The organism is Klebsiella terrigena, from assembly GCF_006539725.1.
GTDB lineage: Bacteria > Pseudomonadota > Gammaproteobacteria > Enterobacterales > Enterobacteriaceae > Klebsiella > Klebsiella terrigena.
In genome coordinates this window covers 16,996-36,949 of sequence record NZ_BJNO01000030.1, presented here as the reverse complement: position 1 = coordinate 36,949, position 19,954 = coordinate 16,996, and the positions used below count along the sequence as shown (strand labels likewise).

At 57.2% G+C, this 19,954-nt stretch carries 20 protein-coding genes; 9 read left to right on the top strand and 11 right to left on the bottom strand.

Features of this window, described 5'->3' with window-relative positions:
* Window positions 1–85: 85 nt before the first annotated feature.
* Genes RTE01_RS23835 through RTE01_RS23825 form a run of 3 tightly spaced genes read left to right on the top strand, consistent with a single transcriptional unit; the run spans window position 86 to window position 2,229 of the window.
* Window positions 86–1,108 carry a hydrolase gene (locus RTE01_RS23835; RefSeq protein WP_134527958.1) on the top strand — a complete coding sequence of 341 codons (1,023 nt, stop codon included), beginning with the start codon at window positions 86–88 and terminating at the stop codon, window positions 1,106–1,108.
* Complete coding sequence (locus tag RTE01_RS23830; RefSeq protein WP_041142984.1) at window positions 1,105–1,323, top strand: YheU family protein; 219 nt, start codon at window positions 1,105–1,107, stop codon at window positions 1,321–1,323. Before RTE01_RS23835 ends, RTE01_RS23830 begins: the two co-directional genes overlap by 4 nt.
* Window positions 1,324–1,359: 36 nt before the next feature.
* Window positions 1,360–2,229 carry a phosphoribulokinase gene (locus tag RTE01_RS23825; RefSeq protein ID WP_041142985.1) on the top strand — a complete coding sequence of 290 codons (870 nt, stop codon included), beginning with the start codon at window positions 1,360–1,362 and terminating at the stop codon, window positions 2,227–2,229.
* 57 nt (window positions 2,230–2,286) lie between these two features.
* Here the strand turns inward: RTE01_RS23825 and RTE01_RS23820 are convergent, their stop codons facing one another.
* The gene (locus RTE01_RS23820; RefSeq protein WP_041142986.1) at window positions 2,287–2,691 is read right to left on the bottom strand and encodes an OsmC family protein; all 405 of its coding nucleotides are present in this window, start codon (window positions 2,689–2,691) and stop codon (window positions 2,287–2,289) included.
* Window positions 2,692–2,997: 306 nt separating this feature from the next.
* On the opposite strand from RTE01_RS23820, the gene crp reads away from it, so the two are divergent.
* A complete protein-coding gene (crp, locus tag RTE01_RS23815; protein WP_000242758.1) occupies window positions 2,998–3,630 on the top strand; it encodes a cAMP-activated global transcriptional regulator CRP in 633 nt (210 codons plus the stop codon).
* A 52-nt stretch (window positions 3,631–3,682) separates the two neighbouring features.
* Window positions 3,683–5,761, top strand: coding sequence for a YccS/YhfK family putative transporter (locus tag RTE01_RS23810; RefSeq protein WP_115191759.1), 2,079 nt, complete (start codon window positions 3,683–3,685; stop codon window positions 5,759–5,761).
* Here RTE01_RS23810 and argD read toward each other — a convergent pair.
* The 5 genes from argD to ppiA form a co-directional block, all read right to left on the bottom strand.
* Window positions 5,751–6,971: a bifunctional acetylornithine/succinyldiaminopimelate transaminase gene (gene argD / locus RTE01_RS23805; RefSeq protein ID WP_134527961.1), complete on the bottom strand. Its 1,221-nt coding sequence runs from the start codon at window positions 6,969–6,971 to the stop codon at window positions 5,751–5,753. The genes RTE01_RS23810 and argD overlap by 11 nt on opposite strands.
* Before the next feature lie 89 nt (window positions 6,972–7,060).
* A complete protein-coding gene (gene pabA, locus RTE01_RS23800; protein WP_123552445.1) occupies window positions 7,061–7,624 on the bottom strand; it encodes an aminodeoxychorismate synthase component 2 in 564 nt (187 codons plus the stop codon).
* 44 nt (window positions 7,625–7,668) lie between these two features.
* Window positions 7,669–8,259, bottom strand: a complete 591-nt coding sequence (locus tag RTE01_RS23795; RefSeq protein WP_041142990.1) for a putative adenosine monophosphate-protein transferase Fic — start codon at window positions 8,257–8,259, stop codon at window positions 7,669–7,671.
* Window positions 8,249–8,416 carry a YhfG family protein gene (locus RTE01_RS23790; RefSeq protein WP_115191756.1) on the bottom strand — a complete coding sequence of 56 codons (168 nt, stop codon included), beginning with the start codon at window positions 8,414–8,416 and terminating at the stop codon, window positions 8,249–8,251. The genes RTE01_RS23795 and RTE01_RS23790 overlap by 11 nt, the downstream gene beginning before the upstream one ends.
* Window positions 8,417–8,525: 109 nt before the next feature.
* Complete coding sequence (gene ppiA / locus RTE01_RS23785) at window positions 8,526–9,095, bottom strand: peptidylprolyl isomerase A (RefSeq protein ID WP_045854052.1); 570 nt, start codon at window positions 9,093–9,095, stop codon at window positions 8,526–8,528.
* 277 nt (window positions 9,096–9,372) lie between these two features.
* On the opposite strand from ppiA, the gene tsgA reads away from it, so the two are divergent.
* A complete protein-coding gene (gene tsgA, locus RTE01_RS23780; protein WP_076946134.1) occupies window positions 9,373–10,557 on the top strand; it encodes an MFS transporter TsgA in 1,185 nt (394 codons plus the stop codon).
* Between the two features lie 6 nt (window positions 10,558–10,563).
* Here tsgA and RTE01_RS23775 read toward each other — a convergent pair whose 3' ends face one another.
* Window positions 10,564–11,886: a cytosine deaminase gene (locus RTE01_RS23775; RefSeq protein ID WP_041142993.1), complete on the bottom strand. Its 1,323-nt coding sequence runs from the start codon at window positions 11,884–11,886 to the stop codon at window positions 10,564–10,566.
* Window positions 11,887–12,126: 240 nt separating this feature from the next.
* Between RTE01_RS23775 and nirB the strand changes: the two genes are divergently transcribed.
* From nirB to cysG, 3 genes are all read left to right on the top strand, one after another.
* Complete coding sequence (gene nirB, locus RTE01_RS23765) at window positions 12,127–14,670, top strand: nitrite reductase large subunit NirB (protein ID WP_134527967.1); 2,544 nt, start codon at window positions 12,127–12,129, stop codon at window positions 14,668–14,670.
* On the top strand, window positions 14,667–14,993 hold the full coding sequence (nirD, locus tag RTE01_RS23760; protein WP_134527970.1) for a nitrite reductase small subunit NirD: 327 nt from the start codon (window positions 14,667–14,669) through the stop codon (window positions 14,991–14,993). Before nirB ends, nirD begins: the two co-directional genes overlap by 4 nt.
* A 155-nt stretch (window positions 14,994–15,148) precedes the next feature.
* Complete coding sequence (gene cysG / locus RTE01_RS23755) at window positions 15,149–16,522, top strand: siroheme synthase CysG (protein WP_134527973.1); 1,374 nt, start codon at window positions 15,149–15,151, stop codon at window positions 16,520–16,522.
* Window positions 16,523–16,646: 124 nt separating this feature from the next.
* On the opposite strand, the gene trpS is transcribed toward cysG, so the two are convergent.
* The 4 genes from trpS to dam are packed head-to-tail and all read right to left on the bottom strand — an operon-like array spanning window position 16,647 to window position 19,917.
* Window positions 16,647–17,651: a tryptophan--tRNA ligase gene (trpS, locus tag RTE01_RS23750; RefSeq protein ID WP_076946137.1), complete on the bottom strand. Its 1,005-nt coding sequence runs from the start codon at window positions 17,649–17,651 to the stop codon at window positions 16,647–16,649.
* A complete protein-coding gene (gph, locus tag RTE01_RS23745; RefSeq protein ID WP_123552450.1) occupies window positions 17,644–18,405 on the bottom strand; it encodes a phosphoglycolate phosphatase in 762 nt (253 codons plus the stop codon). The genes trpS and gph overlap by 8 nt, the downstream gene beginning before the upstream one ends.
* Window positions 18,398–19,075 carry a ribulose-phosphate 3-epimerase gene (rpe, locus tag RTE01_RS23740; RefSeq protein WP_041142999.1) on the bottom strand — a complete coding sequence of 226 codons (678 nt, stop codon included), beginning with the start codon at window positions 19,073–19,075 and terminating at the stop codon, window positions 18,398–18,400. Before rpe ends, gph begins: the two co-directional genes overlap by 8 nt.
* 17 nt (window positions 19,076–19,092) lie before the next feature.
* Complete coding sequence (gene dam, locus RTE01_RS23735) at window positions 19,093–19,917, bottom strand: adenine-specific DNA-methyltransferase (protein WP_041143000.1); 825 nt, start codon at window positions 19,915–19,917, stop codon at window positions 19,093–19,095.
* Window positions 19,918–19,954 lie beyond the last annotated feature (37 nt).

Here is a 19,954-nt window from a genome sequence, read left to right as displayed (position 1 = left end):
AGCTGGCCATAAGATCACATATTGGCTAACCTGCGCACTTCATGCGCGGTATAGTGTTTATAAGTTTATTAATTGCTCTGGTGCTATGGTTGAAATCACCCCTACAGAAATGACGCCCCCCGAAGACGACTCGCGCGAGTTTCACCCAATGCGCGGCGTGGGCAATCGTCATCTGCAAACCATGCTGCCGCGACTGATCCGCCGCAAACTGGGCTTTACTCCACACTGGCAGCGCCTTGAACTCCCCGACGGTGATTTTATCGATTTGGCCTGGAGCGAAGATCCCGAATCAGTCCGCCATAAGCCGCGGCTGGTGGTATTTCACGGTCTGGAAGGAAGCCTGCACAGCCCTTACGCTCACGGTCTGATCCACGCGGCAATGCAGCGCGGCTGGCTCGGCGTGGTGATGCATTTCCGCGGCTGTAGCGGCGAGCCTAACCGTAATAACCGCATCTACCACTCCGGAGAGACGGAAGACGGCACCTGGTTCCTGCGCTGGCTGCAGCGCGAATTTGGTCCCGCGCCCACGGCCGCCGTCGGCTATTCGCTGGGCGGCAATATGCTCGGCTGCCTGCTGGCAAACGAGGGCGACAGCGTCCCGCTCGACGCGGCGGTCATCGTGTCGGCCCCGTTCATGCTGGAGGCCTGCAGCTACCATATGGATAAAGGCTTCTCTCGCGTCTACCAGCGCTATCTGCTGAACCTGTTAAAAGCGAACGCCGCTCGCAAGCTGAAAGCCTACCCGGGCTCTCTGCCGGTTGATTTACGCCAGCTCAAAGGCATGCGGCGCATTCGCGAGTTTGACGATACCATCACCGCCAAAATTCACGGCTTTGCCGATGCGCTGGACTACTATCGCCAGTGCAGCGCGATGCCGCGTCTGAGCGATATCACGAAACCCACGCTGATCATTCACGCGAAAGACGATCCGTTCATGGACCATCATTCTATTCCGCCGCAGGAGCAGCTACCGGCAAACGTCGAGTACCAGCTGACCGAACAGGGCGGGCACGTCGGGTTTGTCGGCGGCACGTTGCGCAGGCCTGAGATGTGGCTGGAAAGACGGATCCCGGACTGGCTAACGCGCTGGCTGGAAGGAAAAAAATGATTATTCCCTGGCAGGATCTGGATCCCGAAACGCTGGATAACCTAATTGAAACCTTTGTGTTGCGCGAAGGCACCGATTATGGTGAACATGAACGCTCGCTGGCCGATAAGGTCGCCGATGTAAAACAGCAGCTGAAAAGCGGAGAAGCCGTACTGGTGTGGTCAGAGCTGCACGAGACGGTCAACATCATGCCCCGCAAGCAGTTCCACGGCTAAGGCGGCGCCACACCATCGTTTAATCTGGGAGTTGATATGTCTGCCAAACATCCGGTGATTGCCGTCACGGGCTCCAGCGGCGCGGGAACCACCACCACCAGCCTCGCCTTTCGCAAAATCTTCGCCCAGCTGAACCTGCGTGCCGCCGAAGTCGAGGGCGATAGCTTCCATCGCTACACCCGCCCGGAAATGGACATGGCGATCCGCAAAGCGCGGGATCAGGGGAAACACATCAGCTATTTTGGCCCGGAAGCAAACGACTTCGGCCTGCTGGAAAACACCTTCCTCGAGTACGGACGCAGCGGAACCGGCCAGTCGAGAAAATATCTGCATACCTATGACGAGGCCGTGCCGTGGAATCAGGTACCGGGCACCTTCACGCCCTGGCAGCCGCTGCCGGAGCCGACCGACGTCCTGTTTTACGAAGGGCTACACGGCGGCGTTGTCACCCCGCAGCACAACGTGGCGCACAATGTTGACCTGCTGGTGGGCGTCGTGCCCATCGTCAACCTGGAGTGGATCCAGAAGCTCATCCGCGATACCAGCGAGCGCGGGCACTCTCGCGAAGCGGTGATGGATTCGGTCGTCCGCTCAATGGAAGATTATATTAACTTCATTACCCCGCAGTTCTCGCGTACCCATATCAACTTCCAGCGGGTTCCCACCGTTGATACGTCGAACCCCTTCGCCGCTAAAGGTATTCCCTCGCTGGATGAAAGCTTTGTGGTGATCCACTTCCGCAACCTGCAGGATATCGACTTCCCGTGGCTGCTGGCGATGCTGCAAGGGTCGTTTATCTCGCATATCAATACGCTGGTGGTACCGGGCGGCAAAATGGGGCTGGCGATGGAGCTGATCATGGCGCCGCTGGTTGAACGGCTGATGGCGGGGAAAAAGATCGGTTAAGCCGGTAAACACCCCGGCTGCACGACGCAAACCGGGGCCACGGGCTGGCCTTTCGGCTTAGCCCTCGATAACTTCGTACGAATGCGTGATATTTACCGCTTTTTGCAGCATCAGCGCCACCGAGCAGTATTTCTCCGCCGACAGGTCTACCGCTCGCGAAACGACCGCATCCTTCAGCTCGCGGCCGGTCACGATAAAGTGCAGGTTGATGTGGGTAAACAGGCGCGGCGCCTCTTCCCGACGCTCTGAGGTCAGCTTCACCTCACAGTTGGTCACATCGTGACGTCCTTTCTGCAAAATTGAGACCACGTCGATGGCGCTACAGCCGCCGGCGGCCATCAGCACCATTTCCATCGGGCTCGGCGCTTTATCCCCGGAGTTACCGTCCATCAAAATCTGGTGGCCGGAAGCCGACTCACCGATGAAGGTTAACCCTTCCACCCATTTCACACGAGCTTGCATAAAATTTAACTCCAAGGTTGCAATTTTCCTGACAGATTACGCGTACATAACAAATCTCGCAACGGAAGGCGACCTGCATCATGCTGAAGCGAGACACCAGGAGACACGCGGCAAAAGCTATGCTAAAACAGTCAGGATGCTACAGTATTACATTGATGTACTGCATGTATGCAGAGGAATTCACATTACAGGCTGAAGAAAAATCACCAGCCAGCTTCCCAGGCATAGGGAAACAATACGATTGCATGCCCGGATGCCGTGTAGTGTCGGCACCCGGAGATAGCTTATAACAGAGGATAACCGCGCATGGTGCTTGGCAAACCGCAAACAGACCCTACCCTCGAATGGTTCTTGTCTCATTGCCACATTCATAAGTACCCATCTAAAAGCACGCTGATCCACCAGGGTGAAAAAGCAGAAACGTTGTACTACATCGTCAAAGGCTCTGTGGCTGTGCTCATCAAGGATGAAGAAGGTAAAGAGATGATTCTCTCTTACCTCAACCAGGGCGATTTCATCGGTGAATTAGGCTTGTTCGAAGAAGGCCAGGAGCGTAGCGCCTGGGTACGTGCGAAAACCGCATGTGAAGTGGCCGAAATCTCCTATAAAAAATTCCGTCAGCTGATCCAGGTTAACCCGGATATTCTGATGCGTCTCTCGTCGCAGATGGCCCGCCGTCTGCAGGTTACCTCTGAGAAAGTCGGTAACCTTGCCTTCCTCGACGTCACCGGCCGTATCGCCCAGACGTTGCTGAACCTGGCAAAACAACCTGACGCTATGACCCACCCGGACGGTATGCAAATCAAAATTACCCGTCAGGAAATCGGTCAGATCGTCGGCTGTTCACGTGAAACCGTTGGCCGTATTCTGAAGATGCTGGAAGATCAAAATCTGATCTCCGCACACGGTAAAACTATCGTCGTCTACGGCACGCGTTAAGCTGATAAAACGGCGTGTTGCTCCTGCAATACGCCGTTTTTGTTTTCCCTCTATGTGGCGCAGGCTGATTTACCACCCGGAAGTCAACTACGCACTGCGGCAAACGCTGGTGCTGTGTTTGCCGGTCGCAATAGGCCTCCTTCTCGGCCATCTGCAGCAGGGTCTGCTGTTCTCGCTGGTTCCCGCATGCTGCAACGTCGCCGGTCTTGATACACCGCATAAGCGCTTCTTTAAACGCCTGATTATTGGCGGCTCGCTCTTTGCCGGCTGCAGCCTGATCGTTCAGCTCCTTCTCCAGCACGATATCCCGCTCCCTTTAATTCTCAGCGGCCTGACCCTGCTCCTTGGCGTCACGGCAGAAATCAGCTCGCTGCACGCGAGGCTGCTGCCCGCCTCGCTGATTGCCGCCATCTTTACTCTGAGCCTCGCCGGCAATATGCCGGTCTGGGAACCGCTGCTGATCTACGCGCTTGGCACGCTGTGGTACGGGCTATTCAACTGGTTCTGGTTTTGGCTGTGGCGCGAGCAGCCGCTGCGCGAATCGCTAAGCCTGCTCTACCGGGAGCTGGCCAACTATTGTGAAGCCAAATACAGCCTGCTGACCCAGCATATCGACCCGGCAACCTCGCTGCCTCCGCTGCTGACCCGTCAGCAAAAGGTCGTCGACCTGATCACCCAGTGCTACCAGCAGATGCATATGCTGGCGGCCAATCAGCGTAGCGACCATAAGCGCCTGCTGCGGGCGTTTCAGGTTGCCCTCGATCTGCAGGAACATATTTCCGTCAGCCTGCATCAGCCGGAAGAGGTGCAGAAGCTGGTCGAACGCAGCCACGCGGAGGCGGTAATCCGCTGGAATGCGCAAACCGTCGCCGCGCGGCTAAGGGTGCTGGCGGATGACATCCTGTACCACCGCTATCCGCAGCGCTTTAACATGGATAAGCAGATCGGCGCCCTGGAGAAGATTGCCTCTCAGCACCCCGACAACCCGGTCGGGCAATTCTGCGCATGGCACTTCAGCCGCCTTGCCCGGGTGCTGCGCACCCAGCGTCCGCTGTACCCACGTAACCTGATGGCCGATAAGGAACGGCGCCTGCCGCTGCTGCCTGCGCTGAAAAACTATCTCTCTTACAAATCGCCAGCTTTACGCAACGCCGCCCGGATCTGCGTGATGCTCACCGCCGCGAGCCTGATGGGCAGTGCGCTAAACCTGCCCAAACCCTACTGGATCCTGATGACGGTGCTTTTCGTCACCCAGAACGGCTACGGCGCAACGCGGGTCCGCATCGTCCACCGGGCGGCAGGGACCCTCGCCGGCCTGGTGATTGCCGGACTGACGCTGCACTTTCACGTCCCGGAGGGCTATACGCTGACCGCGATGCTGATTATCACGCTGTTGAGCTATCTGATTATTCGCAAGAGCTACGGCTGGGCGATGGTGGGCTTTACCGTCACGGCGGTTTATACCCTGCAGCTGCTGACGCTTAACGGCGAGCAGTTTATTGTCGCCAGGCTTATCGATACGCTTATCGGGTGTCTGATTGCCTTCGGCGGGATGGTATGGCTGTGGCCACAGTGGCAAAGCGGCCTGCTGCGTAAAAACGCCCACGACGCACTGGAGGCGGACCAGGAGGCCATCCGCCTTATTCTCAGCGACGATCACCAGGCGCCGGCGCTGGCCTATCGGCGGATGCGCGTCAACCAGGCGCACAACTCGCTGTATAACTCGCTGAATCAGGCGATGCAGGAGCCCGGCTTTAACTCGCAATATCTTGACGATATGAAGCTATGGGTCACCCATAGCCAGTTTATTGTCGAGCATATCAACGCCATGACCACCCTGGCCCGCGAGCACAATATGCTGACGCCGGATCTGGCCCGGCGCTATCTTGAATCCTGTGAGATTGCGCTGCAGCGCTGCCAGCAGCGGCTGGATACCGACGGGCCGGGTAGCGCCGGCGAGGTGAATATTATGGAGTCGCAGGATGCGGACGTGCCCCGCGGCCCGCTGAGCACTATGGAGCAGCACCTGCAGCGGATCCTCGATCATCTGAACACCATGCACACCATCTCATCGGTGGCATGGCGTCAGCGCCCGCATCACGGCATCTGGCTACGCGCAACTAAGCGCTAAGTACGCGCTGTACCGCCTGTGCAAAGCGCGCCATTCCTTCGTCAATATCGCTATCGTCAATGACCAGCGAAGGCACAAAGCGCATCACGTCAGGCCCGGCATTGAGCACCATAACCCCCGCTTCCGCCGCGGCATACAGGAAATCACGCGCCCGGCCGTGATGCTGCGGCTTCAGCTCCGCACCGATCAGCAGCCCCATACCGCGAATATCGCTAAACAGATCGAAGTGGGCGTCAATCTGCTGCAGATGCTGCACAAAGCGTTCGCGCTTCGCATTGACGCCGTCCAGTACCTCAGGCGTATTAATCAAATCAAACGCCGCACCGGCGACGGCGCAGGCGAGCGGATTACCCCCGTAGGTTGAACCGTGGGAGCCGGCATGGAACGCGCTGGCGATATCGTGGGTGGTCAGCATGGCGCTAATCGGGAAACCGCCGCCGAGCGCTTTCGCGCTGGTCAGGATATCCGGCGTCACGCCGTAATGCATATAGGCGAACAGCGAACCGGTACGCCCCATTCCGCACTGCACTTCATCAAACACCAGCAGCGCCTGATGCCGATCGCAAAGCTCACGCAGCCCTTTGAGGAACTCCGGGGTCGCAGCCATCACGCCGCCTTCGCCCTGAATCGGCTCAACCACCACTGCGCAGGTGTGATCGTCCATGACCGCCTTCACCGCGTGCAGGTCGTTGAACGGTACGTGAATGATATCCGCCGGCTTCGGCCCGAAGCCGTCAGAATATTTCGGCTGCCCGCCAACGGAGACCGTAAACAGCGAACGACCGTGGAAAGCGTTATGGAAGGCGATGATTTTGGTTTTATAGGGGCTATGGCGGGTGATCGTGTAGTTGCGCGCCAGCTTGAATGCCGTTTCGTTAGCTTCAGTGCCGGAGTTCATAAACACCACGCGGTCGGCGAAGGTGGCATCGACCAGCTTTCGGCCCAGGCGCAGCGCCGGTTCGTTGGTGAAAACGTTGCTGGTATGCCACAGCGTTTCCCCCTGCTCATGCAGCGCCGCAACCAGCGCCGGATGGCAATGACCGAGCGCCGTGACGGCAATACCGCCCGCAAAATCAACGTACTCTTTGCCCTGCTGATCCCATACGCGGCTACCTTTACCTTTTACCGGAATAAATTCTGCCGGTGCATAAATCGGCAAAATAACCTCATCGAACGTGGCGCGGGTAATTGCCGGTTGCTCAGTTGCCATGTGATGCCATCCTTCTTCGTTATGCAAAAATGATTATGATATTATAATCACAAAATATGCATAAAAAATCAGTCAATGGCAACTACAAATCAACGCTTGAGGAAGTTTGCCAGCAGCTGATGCCCCTGCTCGCTGAGAATGCTTTCCGGGTGAAACTGCACCCCTTCGAGATCCCACTCACGATGGCGAATGGCCATAATCTCTCCGCTCTCGCTGCGGGCCGTCACGTCGAAGCACTCAGGCAGGGTATCCGGGTCAATGACCAGAGAGTGGTAGCGGGTCACGGTGAGGGGATTGTTTAATCCCTGAAACACGCCGCGTCCGTCGTGGCTGATGGGGGAGGTTTTTCCGTGCATGACTTTGGCGGCACGGACGATGGTCGCCCCGAAGACCTGGGCGATAGCCTGATGCCCCAGGCAGACGCCCAGCAGCGGCACCTTCCCGGCATAATGCCCGATGACGGCCAGGGAGATCCCCGACTCATCCGGCGTGCAGGGCCCGGGTGAGATAACGATTTTCTCCGGCGCCAGCGTCGCGATCTCCTCCAGCGTCAGCTCATCGTTACGCTTAACCAACACCTCGGCCCCCAGCTCGCAAAAATACTGGTACAAATTCCAGGTGAAAGAATCATAGTTGTCGATAAGCAGGATCATAGCGGCTCCGGAAAAAACAAAACCGGGCTATTCTACTCAGATTCTCACGCTTCGCTTACCACTTTGGCAAAGATCGCTTCCAGCGGCTGCGGATCGCCCATGGCCCCCAGCTGATTAGCCCGGCTCCACGCCTCAGGATCGATATCGCGCCAGTCGAGAATAAAGCCGGCATGAATGGCCAGCTGCTCAAAGAAAATGCGCTGCGCCAGCCCGCTGCCGAGGCGAAAAGGGTGTAGCACATTGATTTCACCGTAGTACCAGCTCAGGCGCGTAATAAAAGCGCTGCGGTCGAGGCCGCTAAGATAGTTCTCCTCTTCCAGAGCCCGCATCAGCGCGTTACCTTCCTTTTCAATCCATGCGAAATGACAAAAAGGCGTATCTCCCTGATAGATATCAATCTCCCTGAACCGTCCGGCCCAGGCAAAAATATCCTGGTAGAGCTGATGGTGAATCGCGCAGAGATAGGGTAGCCCGCGCCCGCGCGGCCCCAGGGGAATCGTCGCCGCACGTAGGGAGGTTATCTCCAGCATGACCTGCTCGAGCCGCCGGGCCTGGCGAATACCGGGAAGATTGCGCAATACGTCGAGTACGGGGTAGAGATAGGGATCGCGGCCATCGCCAAATTTACTGCTCATGACGCCTCCTTAGCTCAGCAAGGCGTGCCAGCGCTTCATCGGCGCTTAGCGTCACCAAAGGCACAGCGGCGCCTTCCAGCCGACGGCTGGCCTGAAAATTCACGCTACGAGTCTGTTCCCAGAGCCGGGATTTTTGCTTATCGGTGAGTGAACGCATGATCGCCTCTCTTGTCGTCCCCTGTGCCACAAGTATAAGCAGCAATTTCGGGTCACGCAGAAAGGCCGAAACAACGGCGCGAGCGTGGGCCGCCCGCGCGCGGAAGAGCTTAAGGCAGAACCTTCGCGGAGAGGATCACAACGGGTTTGGACGGTACATTCTGGTACGGCCCAACGTTATGCGTCTGGACCTGGGAAATCTTGTCGGCGACGTCCATTCCTTTGACAACTTTACCGAATACCGCGTAGCCAAAATCGCGCTGTCCGTGATCGAGGAAGGCGTTGTCGGCGATGTTGATGAAGAACTGGCTGGTCGCGCTGTCCTGATCGGCGGTGCGCGCCATCGCGATGGTGCCGCGGGTGTTACGCAGGCCGTTATCCGCTTCGTTCTTGATTGGCGGGTTCGGCTGCTTTTGCTGCATCTGTTCGCTGAAGCCGCCGCCCTGCACCATAAAGCCGGGGATCACGCGGTGAAAAGTGGTGTTGTTATAGAAGCCGCTGTTCACGTACTTCAGGAAGTTATCGACGGAAATCGGTGCTTTCTGGCTATTTAACTCCAGCTCAATATTTCCCGCAGAAGTCGTCAGCAAGACATGAGGATCGCCCTTTGCTGCCATGGCCGGGGAGAAAGCGGAAATAGCGAAAACGGCAACCACCGCCGCCAGAGTTGATTTGAGCATCGAGATTCCTTAACGGAGCAGAAAAAAAGCAAGTGCATTGATTCTAAAGAGCCTTTGCATCCTGGGCCAGCCTTTTACCTAATTTTACGTAGCTGAAACAGTTGTAACGAGGCGCACTTCGATCGGCTGAATCTATAAAAGAGATCCACATCACACTAATCCGTGCAAAAAGATCTACATTTCATAATAAACGTTTGCTTACATCACTCGAACGAATAAAATCTGTCCGCCCTGGCGCAGAGTCAACGCGCTTTACATTTCTATTCACAGGCCAGTCATGACTAACAGCAATCGTATCAAGCTCACATGGATCAGCTTCTTCTCCTACGCCCTGACCGGCGCGCTGGTGATCGTCACCGGGATGGTGATGGGCAATATCGCCGATTACTTCCATGTGCCCGTTTCGAGTATGAGCAACACCTTCACTTTCCTCAATGCCGGGATCCTGATCTCTATCTTCCTCAACGCCTGGCTGATGGAAATCGTACCGCTGAAAACGCAGCTGCGGTTTGGCTTTATCCTGATGGTACTAGCGGTCATCGGGCTGATCTTTGGCCACAGCCTGACGCTGTTCTCCGCGTCGATGTTCGTGCTGGGTCTGGTCAGCGGGATCACCATGTCGATCGGCACCTTCCTGATAACCCATATGTATGAAGGCCGCCAGCGCGGTGCGCGCCTGCTGTTTACCGACTCCTTCTTCAGCATGGCGGGAATGATTTTCCCGATGGTTGCCGCCTATCTGCTGGCGCGCAGCATCGAGTGGTACTGGGTGTATGTCTGTATTGGTCTGGTTTACGTCGCCATCTTCGTTCTGACCTTCGGCTGTGAATTCCCGGTGCTGGGTCAAAAAGCGCAGCAGGACAGCCAGCCGGTCGTCAAAGAGAAATGGGGTATCGGCGTACTGTTTCTGTCCATCGCCGCGCTGTGCTATATCCTTGGCCAGCTGGGCTTTATCTCCTGGGTGCCGGAATATGCCAAGGGCCTGGGCATGAGCCTTGGCGACGCGGGTAAGCTGGTGAGCGATTTCTGGATGTCGTACATGATCGGTATGTGGTCATTCAGCTTCATCCTGCGTTTCTTCGACCTGCAGCGCATTCTTACCGTTCTTGCGGGCCTGGCAACGGTGCTGATGTACCTGTTTATTAACGGTTCGCCGGAACATATGCCGTGGTTTATCCTGACCCTTGGCTTCTTCTCCAGCGCTATCTACACCTCGCTGATTACCCTGGGTTCGCAGCAGACCAAAGTCTCCTCACCGAAGCTGGTTAACTTTGTGCTCACCTGCGGCACCATCGGGACGATGCTGACCTTCGTGGTCACCGGTCCTATCGTTGCCGCCAGCGGCCCGCTGGCAGCGCTGCAAACCGCTAACGGCCTCTATGCCGTGGTATTCGTGATGTGCATTATCCTCGGCTTCGTCTCCCGCCACCGCCAGCACGGCGCGCAGGCAGGGTCACACTAAGCCACGCTAGCCCTTTGGCCCCTTTGCATCCGCAGAGGGGCTATTGCGAGTAAAGAACAGCTCCTCCCCGCCTCTATCGGTCTGTATCCAGGTCTGCGCCAGCTGCGTGGTGGCAATAACCCGTCCCTGACGAATCGACCAGCGTACCGGCACCTGGCAGCGCACGGCTTCAAAACCGTTTTCCGCAGGCAGAATAATCAGGTTGGCGGTATTACCCGTGCTGATGCCGTAGTCGCTCAGACCAAAGGTGCGGGCGCTGTTGTCGGTAATCAGCTTCAGGCCGTCGTTAATCTGCTGATAGCCCATCAGCTGACAAACGTGCAGACCCATATGCAGTACCTGCAGCATATTGCCGGTGCCCAGCGGATACCACGGGTCGAAAACGTCGTCGTGACCAAAGCACACGTTAATCCCTGCGGCCATCAGCTCTTTTACCCGGGTAATACCGCGCCGCTTGGGGTAATCATCGAAGCGTCCCTGCAGGTGGATATTCACCAGCGGGTTAGCGACAAAGTTGATCCCCGAGAGCTTCAGCAGGCGAAACAGCCGTGAGGTATAGGCGCCGTTATAGGAGTGCATGGCGGTGGTATGGCTGGCCGTAACCCGCGGGCCAATCCCCTCTTTTAACGCCAGGGCCGCGACCGTTTCGACAAACCGCGACTGCTCATCATCGATTTCATCGCAGTGGATATCCAGCGGACGCTGATATTTCTGCGCCAGGCGAAAGGCGATATGCAGGGACTCAACGCCGTACTCGCGGGTAAACTCGAAGTGAGGAATAGCTCCCACCACGTCGGCGCCAAGGCGCAGCGCCTCTTCCAGCAGGGCCTCCCCATTGGGGTAGGATAAAATCCCCTCCTGTGGGAAGGCAACTATCTGCAAATCTACCCACGGGGCTACCTCCTGCTTCACTTCCAGCATCGCTTTTAAGGCGGTCAGCGTCGGATCTGAAACATCGACATGCGTGCGCACAAACTGGATGCCGTTGGCAATTTGCCACTTCAGGGTTTTCCACGCCCGGGCTTTGACATCCTCATGGCTCAGCAACGCCTTGCGCTCCGCCCAACGCTCGATACCCTCGAACAGCGTCCCGGATTGATTCCAGCTCGGCTCACCGGCAGTTTGCGTCGTATCCAGATGAATATGCGGTTCAATAAACGGTGGAATGGCCAGCCCACCGCGGGCGTTGAGCACTTCAAGACTCTCGCCGCGCGCGTCGCCCATCGGGGTAATATCGCCAAAGCAGCCTTTATCTATTGCTATCTGCCATAGCCCGTCGCGGCCGGGCAGGCGCACGTTCTGAATCAACCAAAGTGGTGCTGCTGTCATCTTGATGGCTCCCGTTAAAATTGCTTAATTTTCATCCAACCCGCCCCCGCGTTCCCCTGCCATTTTTGTACATAAAAGCAACAAAAAGGAAAAGCCTGAGTTTTCCACAACTTAGAAAAACCTAAATAAATCATGATAATACCCATTAAGGGGTAGGCAGGATTGAATTTGATTTGCATCAATAAGTGTACCGGCTGAATCGTTAAGGTAGGCGGTATTAGAAAAGAAATCGAGGCAAAAATGAGCAAAGTCAGAATCGCTATTATCGGTAACGGCATGGTTGGCCATCGCTTTATCGAAGAGCTTCTTGATAAGGCGCCTGCCGGAGAGTTTGACATTACCGTGTTCTGCGAAGAACCCCGTATCGCTTACGACCGCGTCCACCTGTCATCTTACTTCTCCCATCATACCGCGGAAGAACTTTCGCTGGTTCGTGAAGGATTTTACGAGAAGCACGGCGTTAACGTCCTTATCGGCGAGCGCGCGATTACGATTAACCGCCAGGAGAAGGTCATTCACTCCAGCGCGGGACGCACCGTATTTTACGACAAACTGGTGATGGCAACCGGCTCCTATCCGTGGATCCCGCCGATTAAAGGCGCGGAAACTCAGGACTGCTTCGTTTACCGCACGATTGAAGATCTCAACGCTATCGAATCCTGCGCCCGCCGCAGCAAACGCGGCGCCGTCGTCGGCGGCGGCCTGCTGGGCCTCGAAGCCGCAGGCGCGCTGAAAAACCTCGGCGTTGAAACCCACGTTATCGAGTTTGCGCCAATGCTGATGGCCGAGCAGCTTGATAATATGGGCGGCGAGCAGCTGAAGCGCAAAATTGAAAGTATGGGCGTGAAGGTTCATACCAGCAAAAATACCAAAGAGATCGTCCAGCAGGGCACCGAAGCGCGGAAAACTATGCAATTTGCCGACGGTAGCGAGCTGCAGGTCGATTTCATCGTGTTCTCCACCGGTATCCGCCCGCGCGACAAGCTGGCGACCCAATGCGGTCTGGCGGTGGCACAGCGCGGCGGCATCGTCGTGAATGATACCTGCCAGACCTCCGATCCGGATATCTACGCCATCGGCGAATGCGCCAGCTGGAACAACCGCGTCTATGGTCTGGTCGCGCCGGGCTACAAAATGGCCCAGGTGACCGTCGACCATATCCTCGGCACGGACAACGCCTTCACCGGCGCCGACCTCAGCGCCAAGCTGAAGCTGCTCGGCGTTGACGTTGGCGGCATCGGCGATGCGCATGGCCGCACGCCTGGCGCACGCAGCTACGTCTATCTCGATGAGAGCAAAGAAGTCTACAAACGCCTGATCGTCAGCGCAGATAACAAAACCCTGCTCGGCGCGGTGCTGGTCGGCGATACCAGCGACTACGGCAACCTGCTGCAGCTGGTGCTCAACGCTATCGAACTGCCGGAAAACCCGGACGCGCTGATCCTGCCGTCCCATGCCGGCAGCGGCAAGCCTTCTATCGGCGTCGATAAGCTGCCGGACAGCGCGCAAATTTGCTCCTGCTTCGACGTGACCAAAGGCATGCTGATCTCCGCCATCAATAAGGGCTGCCATACCGTCGCCGCGCTGAAAGCTGAAACCAAAGCCGGTACCGGCTGCGGCGGCTGTATTCCGCTGGTGACCCAGGTACTGAACGCCGAGCTGGCAAAACAGGGTATCGAAGTTAACCATAACCTGTGCGAGCACTTCGCCTACTCGCGTCAGGAGCTGTTCCACCTGATCCGCGTCGAAGGCATCAAAACCTTCGATGAGCTGCTGGAAAAACACGGCAAGGGCTACGGCTGCGAAGTATGTAAACCTACCGTTGGCTCACTGCTGGCCTCCTGCTGGAATGAGTACATCCTCAAACCTGAGCATACGCCGCTGCAGGAGACCAACGATAGCTTCCTCGCCAATATCCAGAAAGACGGGACCTACTCGATTATCCCGCGCTCCGCAGGCGGCGAAATCACGCCGGAAGGGCTGGTGGCCGTCGGCCGCATCGCGCGCGAATATAACCTCTACACCAAAATCACCGGCTCGCAGCGTATCGGCATGTTTGGCGCTCAGAAAGACGATCTGCCGGAAATCTGGCGTCAGCTGATTGAAGCGGGCTTTGAAACCGGCCACGCGTACGCCAAAGCTCTGCGTATGGCCAAAACCTGCGTCGGCAGCACCTGGTGCCGCTACGGCGTGGGCGACAGCGTAGGCTTCGGCGTCGAACTGGAGAACCGCTATAAAGGCATCCGTACGCCGCATAAGATGAAGTTTGGCGTGTCCGGCTGTACGCGTGAATGCGCGGAAGCGCAGGGTAAAGACGTCGGCATCATCGCCACCGAAAAAGGCTGGAACCTCTACGTGTGCGGCAACGGCGGGATGAAGCCTCGTCACGCGGATCTGCTGGCCGCCGACCTTGACCGTGAAACGCTGCTTAAGTATCTCGACCGCTTTATGATGTTCTACATCCGCACCGCCGATAAGCTGACGCGTACCGCGCCATGGCTGGATAACATGGAAGGCGGCATCGATTATCTGAAGCGCGTCATCATCGACGACAAGCTTGGTCTGAACGAACACCTGGAAGAGGAGCTGGCCCGCCTGCGTGCAGCCTTCGCCTGCGAGTGGGCTGAAACCGTCAACAGCCCGGCAGCGCAGACCCGATTCAGGCACTTTATCAACAGCAGCCAGCGTGACCCGAACGTTCAGGTTGTGCCGGAACGTGAACAGCATCGCCCGGCTACGCCGTATGAGCGTATTCCGGTGACTCTGGTGGAGGAAAACGTATGAGCCAGTGGATAAACATCTGCAAGATTGACGAAATCCTGCCGGCAACCGGCGTCTGCGCCCTGCTTGGCCAGCAGCAGGTTGCCGTCTTCCGCCCTTATCATGACGAGCGGGTTTTTGCGCTCAGCAACATCGATCCGTTCTTTAACGCCAGCGCCCTCTCGCGCGGCATCATTGCCGAACACGAAGGCGATCTGTGGGTCGCCAGCCCGTTGAAAAAGCAGCGCTTCCGTCTGCGTGACGGCGTCTGTATGGAAGATGAGAGCCACTCCATCGCCCATTTTGACGCGCGGGTAAAAGACGGAAAAGTTCAGCTTAAAGCCTGACGTCCCGAGGTTCCCTCTGGTCCTCAGAGGGAACCATACATTCTGCTTATGCCCACTAAGCGGTAAGCACCGGAAAAGTCGTATATTTTGTCGCTCCTCCGCTGCTATGCTACGACGGCTCACAATCTCTCATTGCCCTGCTGCGAGGATATTCCGTGGATCACTTACCCATTTTTTGCCAGTTGCGCGATCGCGACTGTCTGCTGGTCGGCGGCGGGGATGTTGCCGAACGTAAGGCGCGGCTGCTGCTCGATGCCGGAGCCAAATTAACGGTTAACGCCCTCGAATTCTCGCCACAGTTTCAGGTGTGGGCGGATGAGCAGATGCTGACGCTGGTAAAAGAGAGCTTTAATCCCGCACTGCTCGACTGCTGCTGGCTGGCGATCGCCGCTACTGACGACAACGACGTTAACCAGCAGGTTAGCCAGGCGGCGGAAGCGCGACGCATCTTCTGCAACGTCGTGGATTCGCCGCAGCAGGCCAGCTTTATTATGCCCTCGATTATCGACCGCTCGCCGCTGATGGTCGCCGTCTCCTCCGGCGGGACGTCGCCGGTGCTGGCGCGGCTGCTGCGCGAAAAGCTGGAGTCGGTTCTGCCGCTGCATTTAGGCCAGCTGGCGCACTATGCCGGCCAGCTGCGGGCGCGGGTTAAAAAACAGTTTGCCACGGTGGCCGAGCGTCGACGCTTCTGGGAAAAGCTGTTTATGAACGACCGCCTGGCGCAGTCGTTAGCCAACGAAGACCGGCAGGCGGTGGCGGATACCACCGAGCAGCTGCTGAACGAACCGCTGGATCACCGCGGTGAAGTCGTGCTGGTCGGCGCCGGACCGGGTGATGCCGGCCTGCTGACCCTGAAAGGGCTGCAGCAGATCCAGCAGGCGGACGTCGTGGTTTACGATCGTCTGGTCTCAGACGATATTATGAATCTGGTTCGCCGCGACGCCGACCGGGTATTCGTCGGCAAGCGGGCGGGATACCACTGCGTACCGCAGGATGAGATTAACCAGATCCTGCTGCGGGAAGCGCAGAACGGCCGCCGCGTTGTGCGTCTGAAGGGCGGCGATCCGTTCATTTTCGGCCGCGGTGGCGAAGAGCTCGAAACCCTGTGTAATGCAGGTATTCCCTTCTCGGTAGTTCCGGGGATCACCGCCGCCTCCGGCTGCTCCGCCTATTCGGGTATTCCGCTGACCCACCGCGACTTCGCCCAGGGCGTACGCCTGGTCACCGGGCATCTGAAAACCGGGGCCGAACTGGACTGGCAAAACCTGGCGGTAGAAAAGCAGACGCTGGTGTTTTATATGGGCTTAAACCAGGCGCCAGCGATCAGAGAGAAGCTTATTGCCCACGGCATGGCGGCAGATATGCCGGCGGCTATTGTTGAAAACGGTACGGCGGTCAGCCAGAAGGTGGTGACCGGCACCCTGGATCAGCTGGACGTGCTGGCGCAGCAGATGGCGAGCCCGGCGCTGATTATCGTCGGCCGCGTGGTGAGCCTTCGCGACAGGCTCAACTGGTTCTCTAACCACTAAGATTCGCCGCGCCTCTGCCCGCAGCGTGCTGAACGGGCGAGTAGCGACAACGACAGAAAACAAAAGGGCGGGATTAACCCGCCCTTTTTTTCGGCTTTATGCGTGCGGTCTTTATCGCCGCCGCTTACGGCTTCGCAACAAAACCAATGGCTTCGTATACCGCTTTCAGCGTTTGTGAAGCGCGAGCGCTGGCTTTGTCTGCCCCGTCTCTCATCACCTGATTGAGGAAGGCTTCATCGTTACGGAAGCGGTTATAGCGCTCCTGCAGCTCAACCAGCATGCCGGACACCGCATCGGCTACTTCGCCCTTCAGATGACCGTACATTTTCCCGTCGAAGTGCTGCTCCAGCTCCGCAATGCTCTGGCCGGTCACGCCGGAGAGAATATCCAGCAGGTTAGATACGCCAGCTTTGTTCTGCTGGTCGTAGCGCACTACCGGCGGCTCGTCGGAATCCGTAACCGCACGCTTGATCTTTTTGACGACCGATTTCGGGTCTTCCAGCAGGCCAATCACGTTGTTGCGGTTGTCGTCCGACTTGGACATCTTTTTCGTCGGCTCAAGCAGCGACATGACGCGAGCGCCGGATTTCGGAATAAACGGCTCAGGAACCTTGAACACTTCGCCGTAGATTGCGTTGAAGCGCTGCGCGATATCGCGGCTCAGCTCCAGGTGCTGCTTCTGGTCTTCGCCCACCGGCACCTGGTTGGTCTGATAAAGCAGGATGTCTGCCGCCATCAGCACCGGATAATCAAACAGGCCGGCGTTAATGTTTTCCGAGTAGCGCGCGGACTTGTCCTTGAACTGGGTCATGCGGCTCAGCTCACCAAAATAGGTGTAGCAGTTCAGCGCCCAGCCCAGCTGCGCATGCTCCGGCACGTGCGACTGAACGAAGATGGTGCTTTTCGCAGGATCGATACCGCATGCAAGGTAAAGCGCCAGCGTATCCAGCGTGGCCTTACGCAGTTTCTCAGGATCCTGACGCGCGGTGATGGCGTGCAAATCGACGATGCAGTAGATGCAGTGATAGTCATCCTGCATGCCCACCCACTGACGCAGCGCACCCATGTAGTTGCCAATGGTCAATTCACCTGAGGGCTGTGCGCCACTAAAAACGATGGGCTTAGTCATTTTTTAATTCCTGAGTTTCACTGTACGGTAACCCGAGAGCGGGTAAGAGTTCGTTAAATTGATCAAAGACGTAATCCGGCTCGCTGAGCGCGATCGGCTCACCGTAGTTGTAGCCGTAGGTCAGGCCAACTGAGCCAAAGCCGGCCGCTTTCGCCGCCATGACATCGTTACGCGAATCGCCGACAAACAGCAGCTCAGCGGGAGCCAGCCCCAGCTTTTCCGCAACCCGCAGCAGCGGTTCGGGATGCGGCTTCTTGTTCTGTACATCGTCACCGCCGATAACCACGGTAAAATATTTAGCGATATCCAGCGCGGCCAGTATCGGCGCAACGAACGGCGTCGGCTTGTTGGTGACCAGCGCCAGCGGCAGCCCTTTGGCGTGCAGAGCGCCCAGCGTATCGGCAACCGCCGGGAACAGGAAGCTGCCCTCTTCCGCGGCTTCAGCGTAGTAGCGGTCAAACAGCTTGCGCAGCAGCGCCAGCTGCTCGGCCTGCGGGATATCATCGCGATCGGCGGAAGGTTTCCCCCCGGCCGCGCGCAGCGTCGCGCGCTCCTGGCGTGCCCAGGTAAGGGCGCGCTCCATCAGAACGTCCGCGCCGTTGCCAATCCAGGTGACAACGCGATCCTCTCCCGCCATCGGGAGTTCTAAAGCGTAAAGCGCGCTATCAACGGCCGCCGTCAGACCCGGCGCGCTGTCCACCAGCGTGCCGTCGAGGTCAAACGCGATACCGCGAATAGCCTGTAACTTATCCATGACTAACCTTCGCTAATTCACTGCGCATTTGATCGATGACTGTTTTATAGTCCGGCTGGTCGAAAATGGCCGAGCCGGCAACGAACATGTCCGCCCCTGCGGCCGCAATATCCGCGATATTGCTAACTTTTACGCCGCCGTCGACTTCGAGGCGAATATCGTAGCCGGAGGCATCAATGCGCTGGCGAACTTCACGGAGTTTGTCGAGAGTCTGCGGAATGAAAGACTGGCCGCCGAATCCCGGGTTGACGGACATCAGCAGGATCACATCCAGCTTATCCATCACGTAATCAAGGTAGCTCAGCGGGGTCGCAGGGTTGAATACCAGGCCGGCCTTACAGCCGTGCTCTTTGATGAGCTGCAGGCTGCGATCGACGTGCTCTGACGCCTCCGGATGGAAGGTGATGATGCTGGCGCCCGCGGCGGCAAAATCAGGAATGATGCGGTCGACCGGCTTAACCATCAGGTGCACGTCGATAGGCGCAGTGATGCCATAGCCGCGCAGCGCTTTCAGCACCATTGGGCCGATAGTCAGATTCGGCACGTAGTGGTTGTCCATTACGTCAAAGTGCACAACGTCTGCACCTGCAGCCAACGCTTTGGCGGTATCTTCACCCAAACGGGCAAAATCAGCCGACAGAATCGAAGGGGCAATCAAATACTGCTTCATCCGCATCTCCTTGAAAATTATTTAGTCTTCGGCGGACGGTAAAGAGCAAGAAGCTCGTCCACCTTCTTTCGGGTACCACCGTTGCTGCTGATACTGCGTCGAACTTTGACGACGTGCAGTTTAGCCAGACGATACCATTCGCGGGTAAGCGCGGTATCGTGGTTAGAAATCAGAACCGGAACCCGCTGCTCGAACAGATTCTCCGCCAGCTGCGCCAGATGGGCCTGCTGTTCGGAATTAAAGCTGCTCGTATGGTACGCCGTAAAGTTCGCGGTAGCAGACAAAGGCGCGTACGGCGGGTCGCAGTAGACCACTGAAGTCCCGTCGGCTCGCGCCATGCTGTCGGCGTACGACTCGCAGTAGAAGTAGGCATTCTGCGCCTTCTGCGCAAAATGATACAGTTCAGCTTCGGGGAAGTAGGGCTTCTTATAGCGGCCAAAAGGCACGTTGAACTCACCGCGCAGGTTGTAGCGACACAGACCGTTGTAGCCATGGCGATTCAGATACAGGAACAGCACCGCACGACGAAGTGGGTCCTGGCTTTGATTGAATTCAGCCCGGAACTGGTAGTATCTCTCCGCCACGTTATTCTCAGGCGTAAACATCTCCTGCGCCGCGGCAACATAATCATCCGTCTGCGATTTGACGATGTTGTAAAGGCTAATCAGATCGCTGTTGATGTCCGCGAGGATATAACGAGAAAAGTCGGTATTAAGAAATACCGACCCGGCGCCCACAAAGGGCTCAATCAGACAGTCGCCCTGCGGCAAATGTTTTTTTATATCGTCAAGCAGGGGGTATTTCCCCCCCGCCCATTTCAGAAAAGCGCGATTCTTTTTCATGCTGCCTAAATAATTACACATTCTCCGGCTGTGGAGA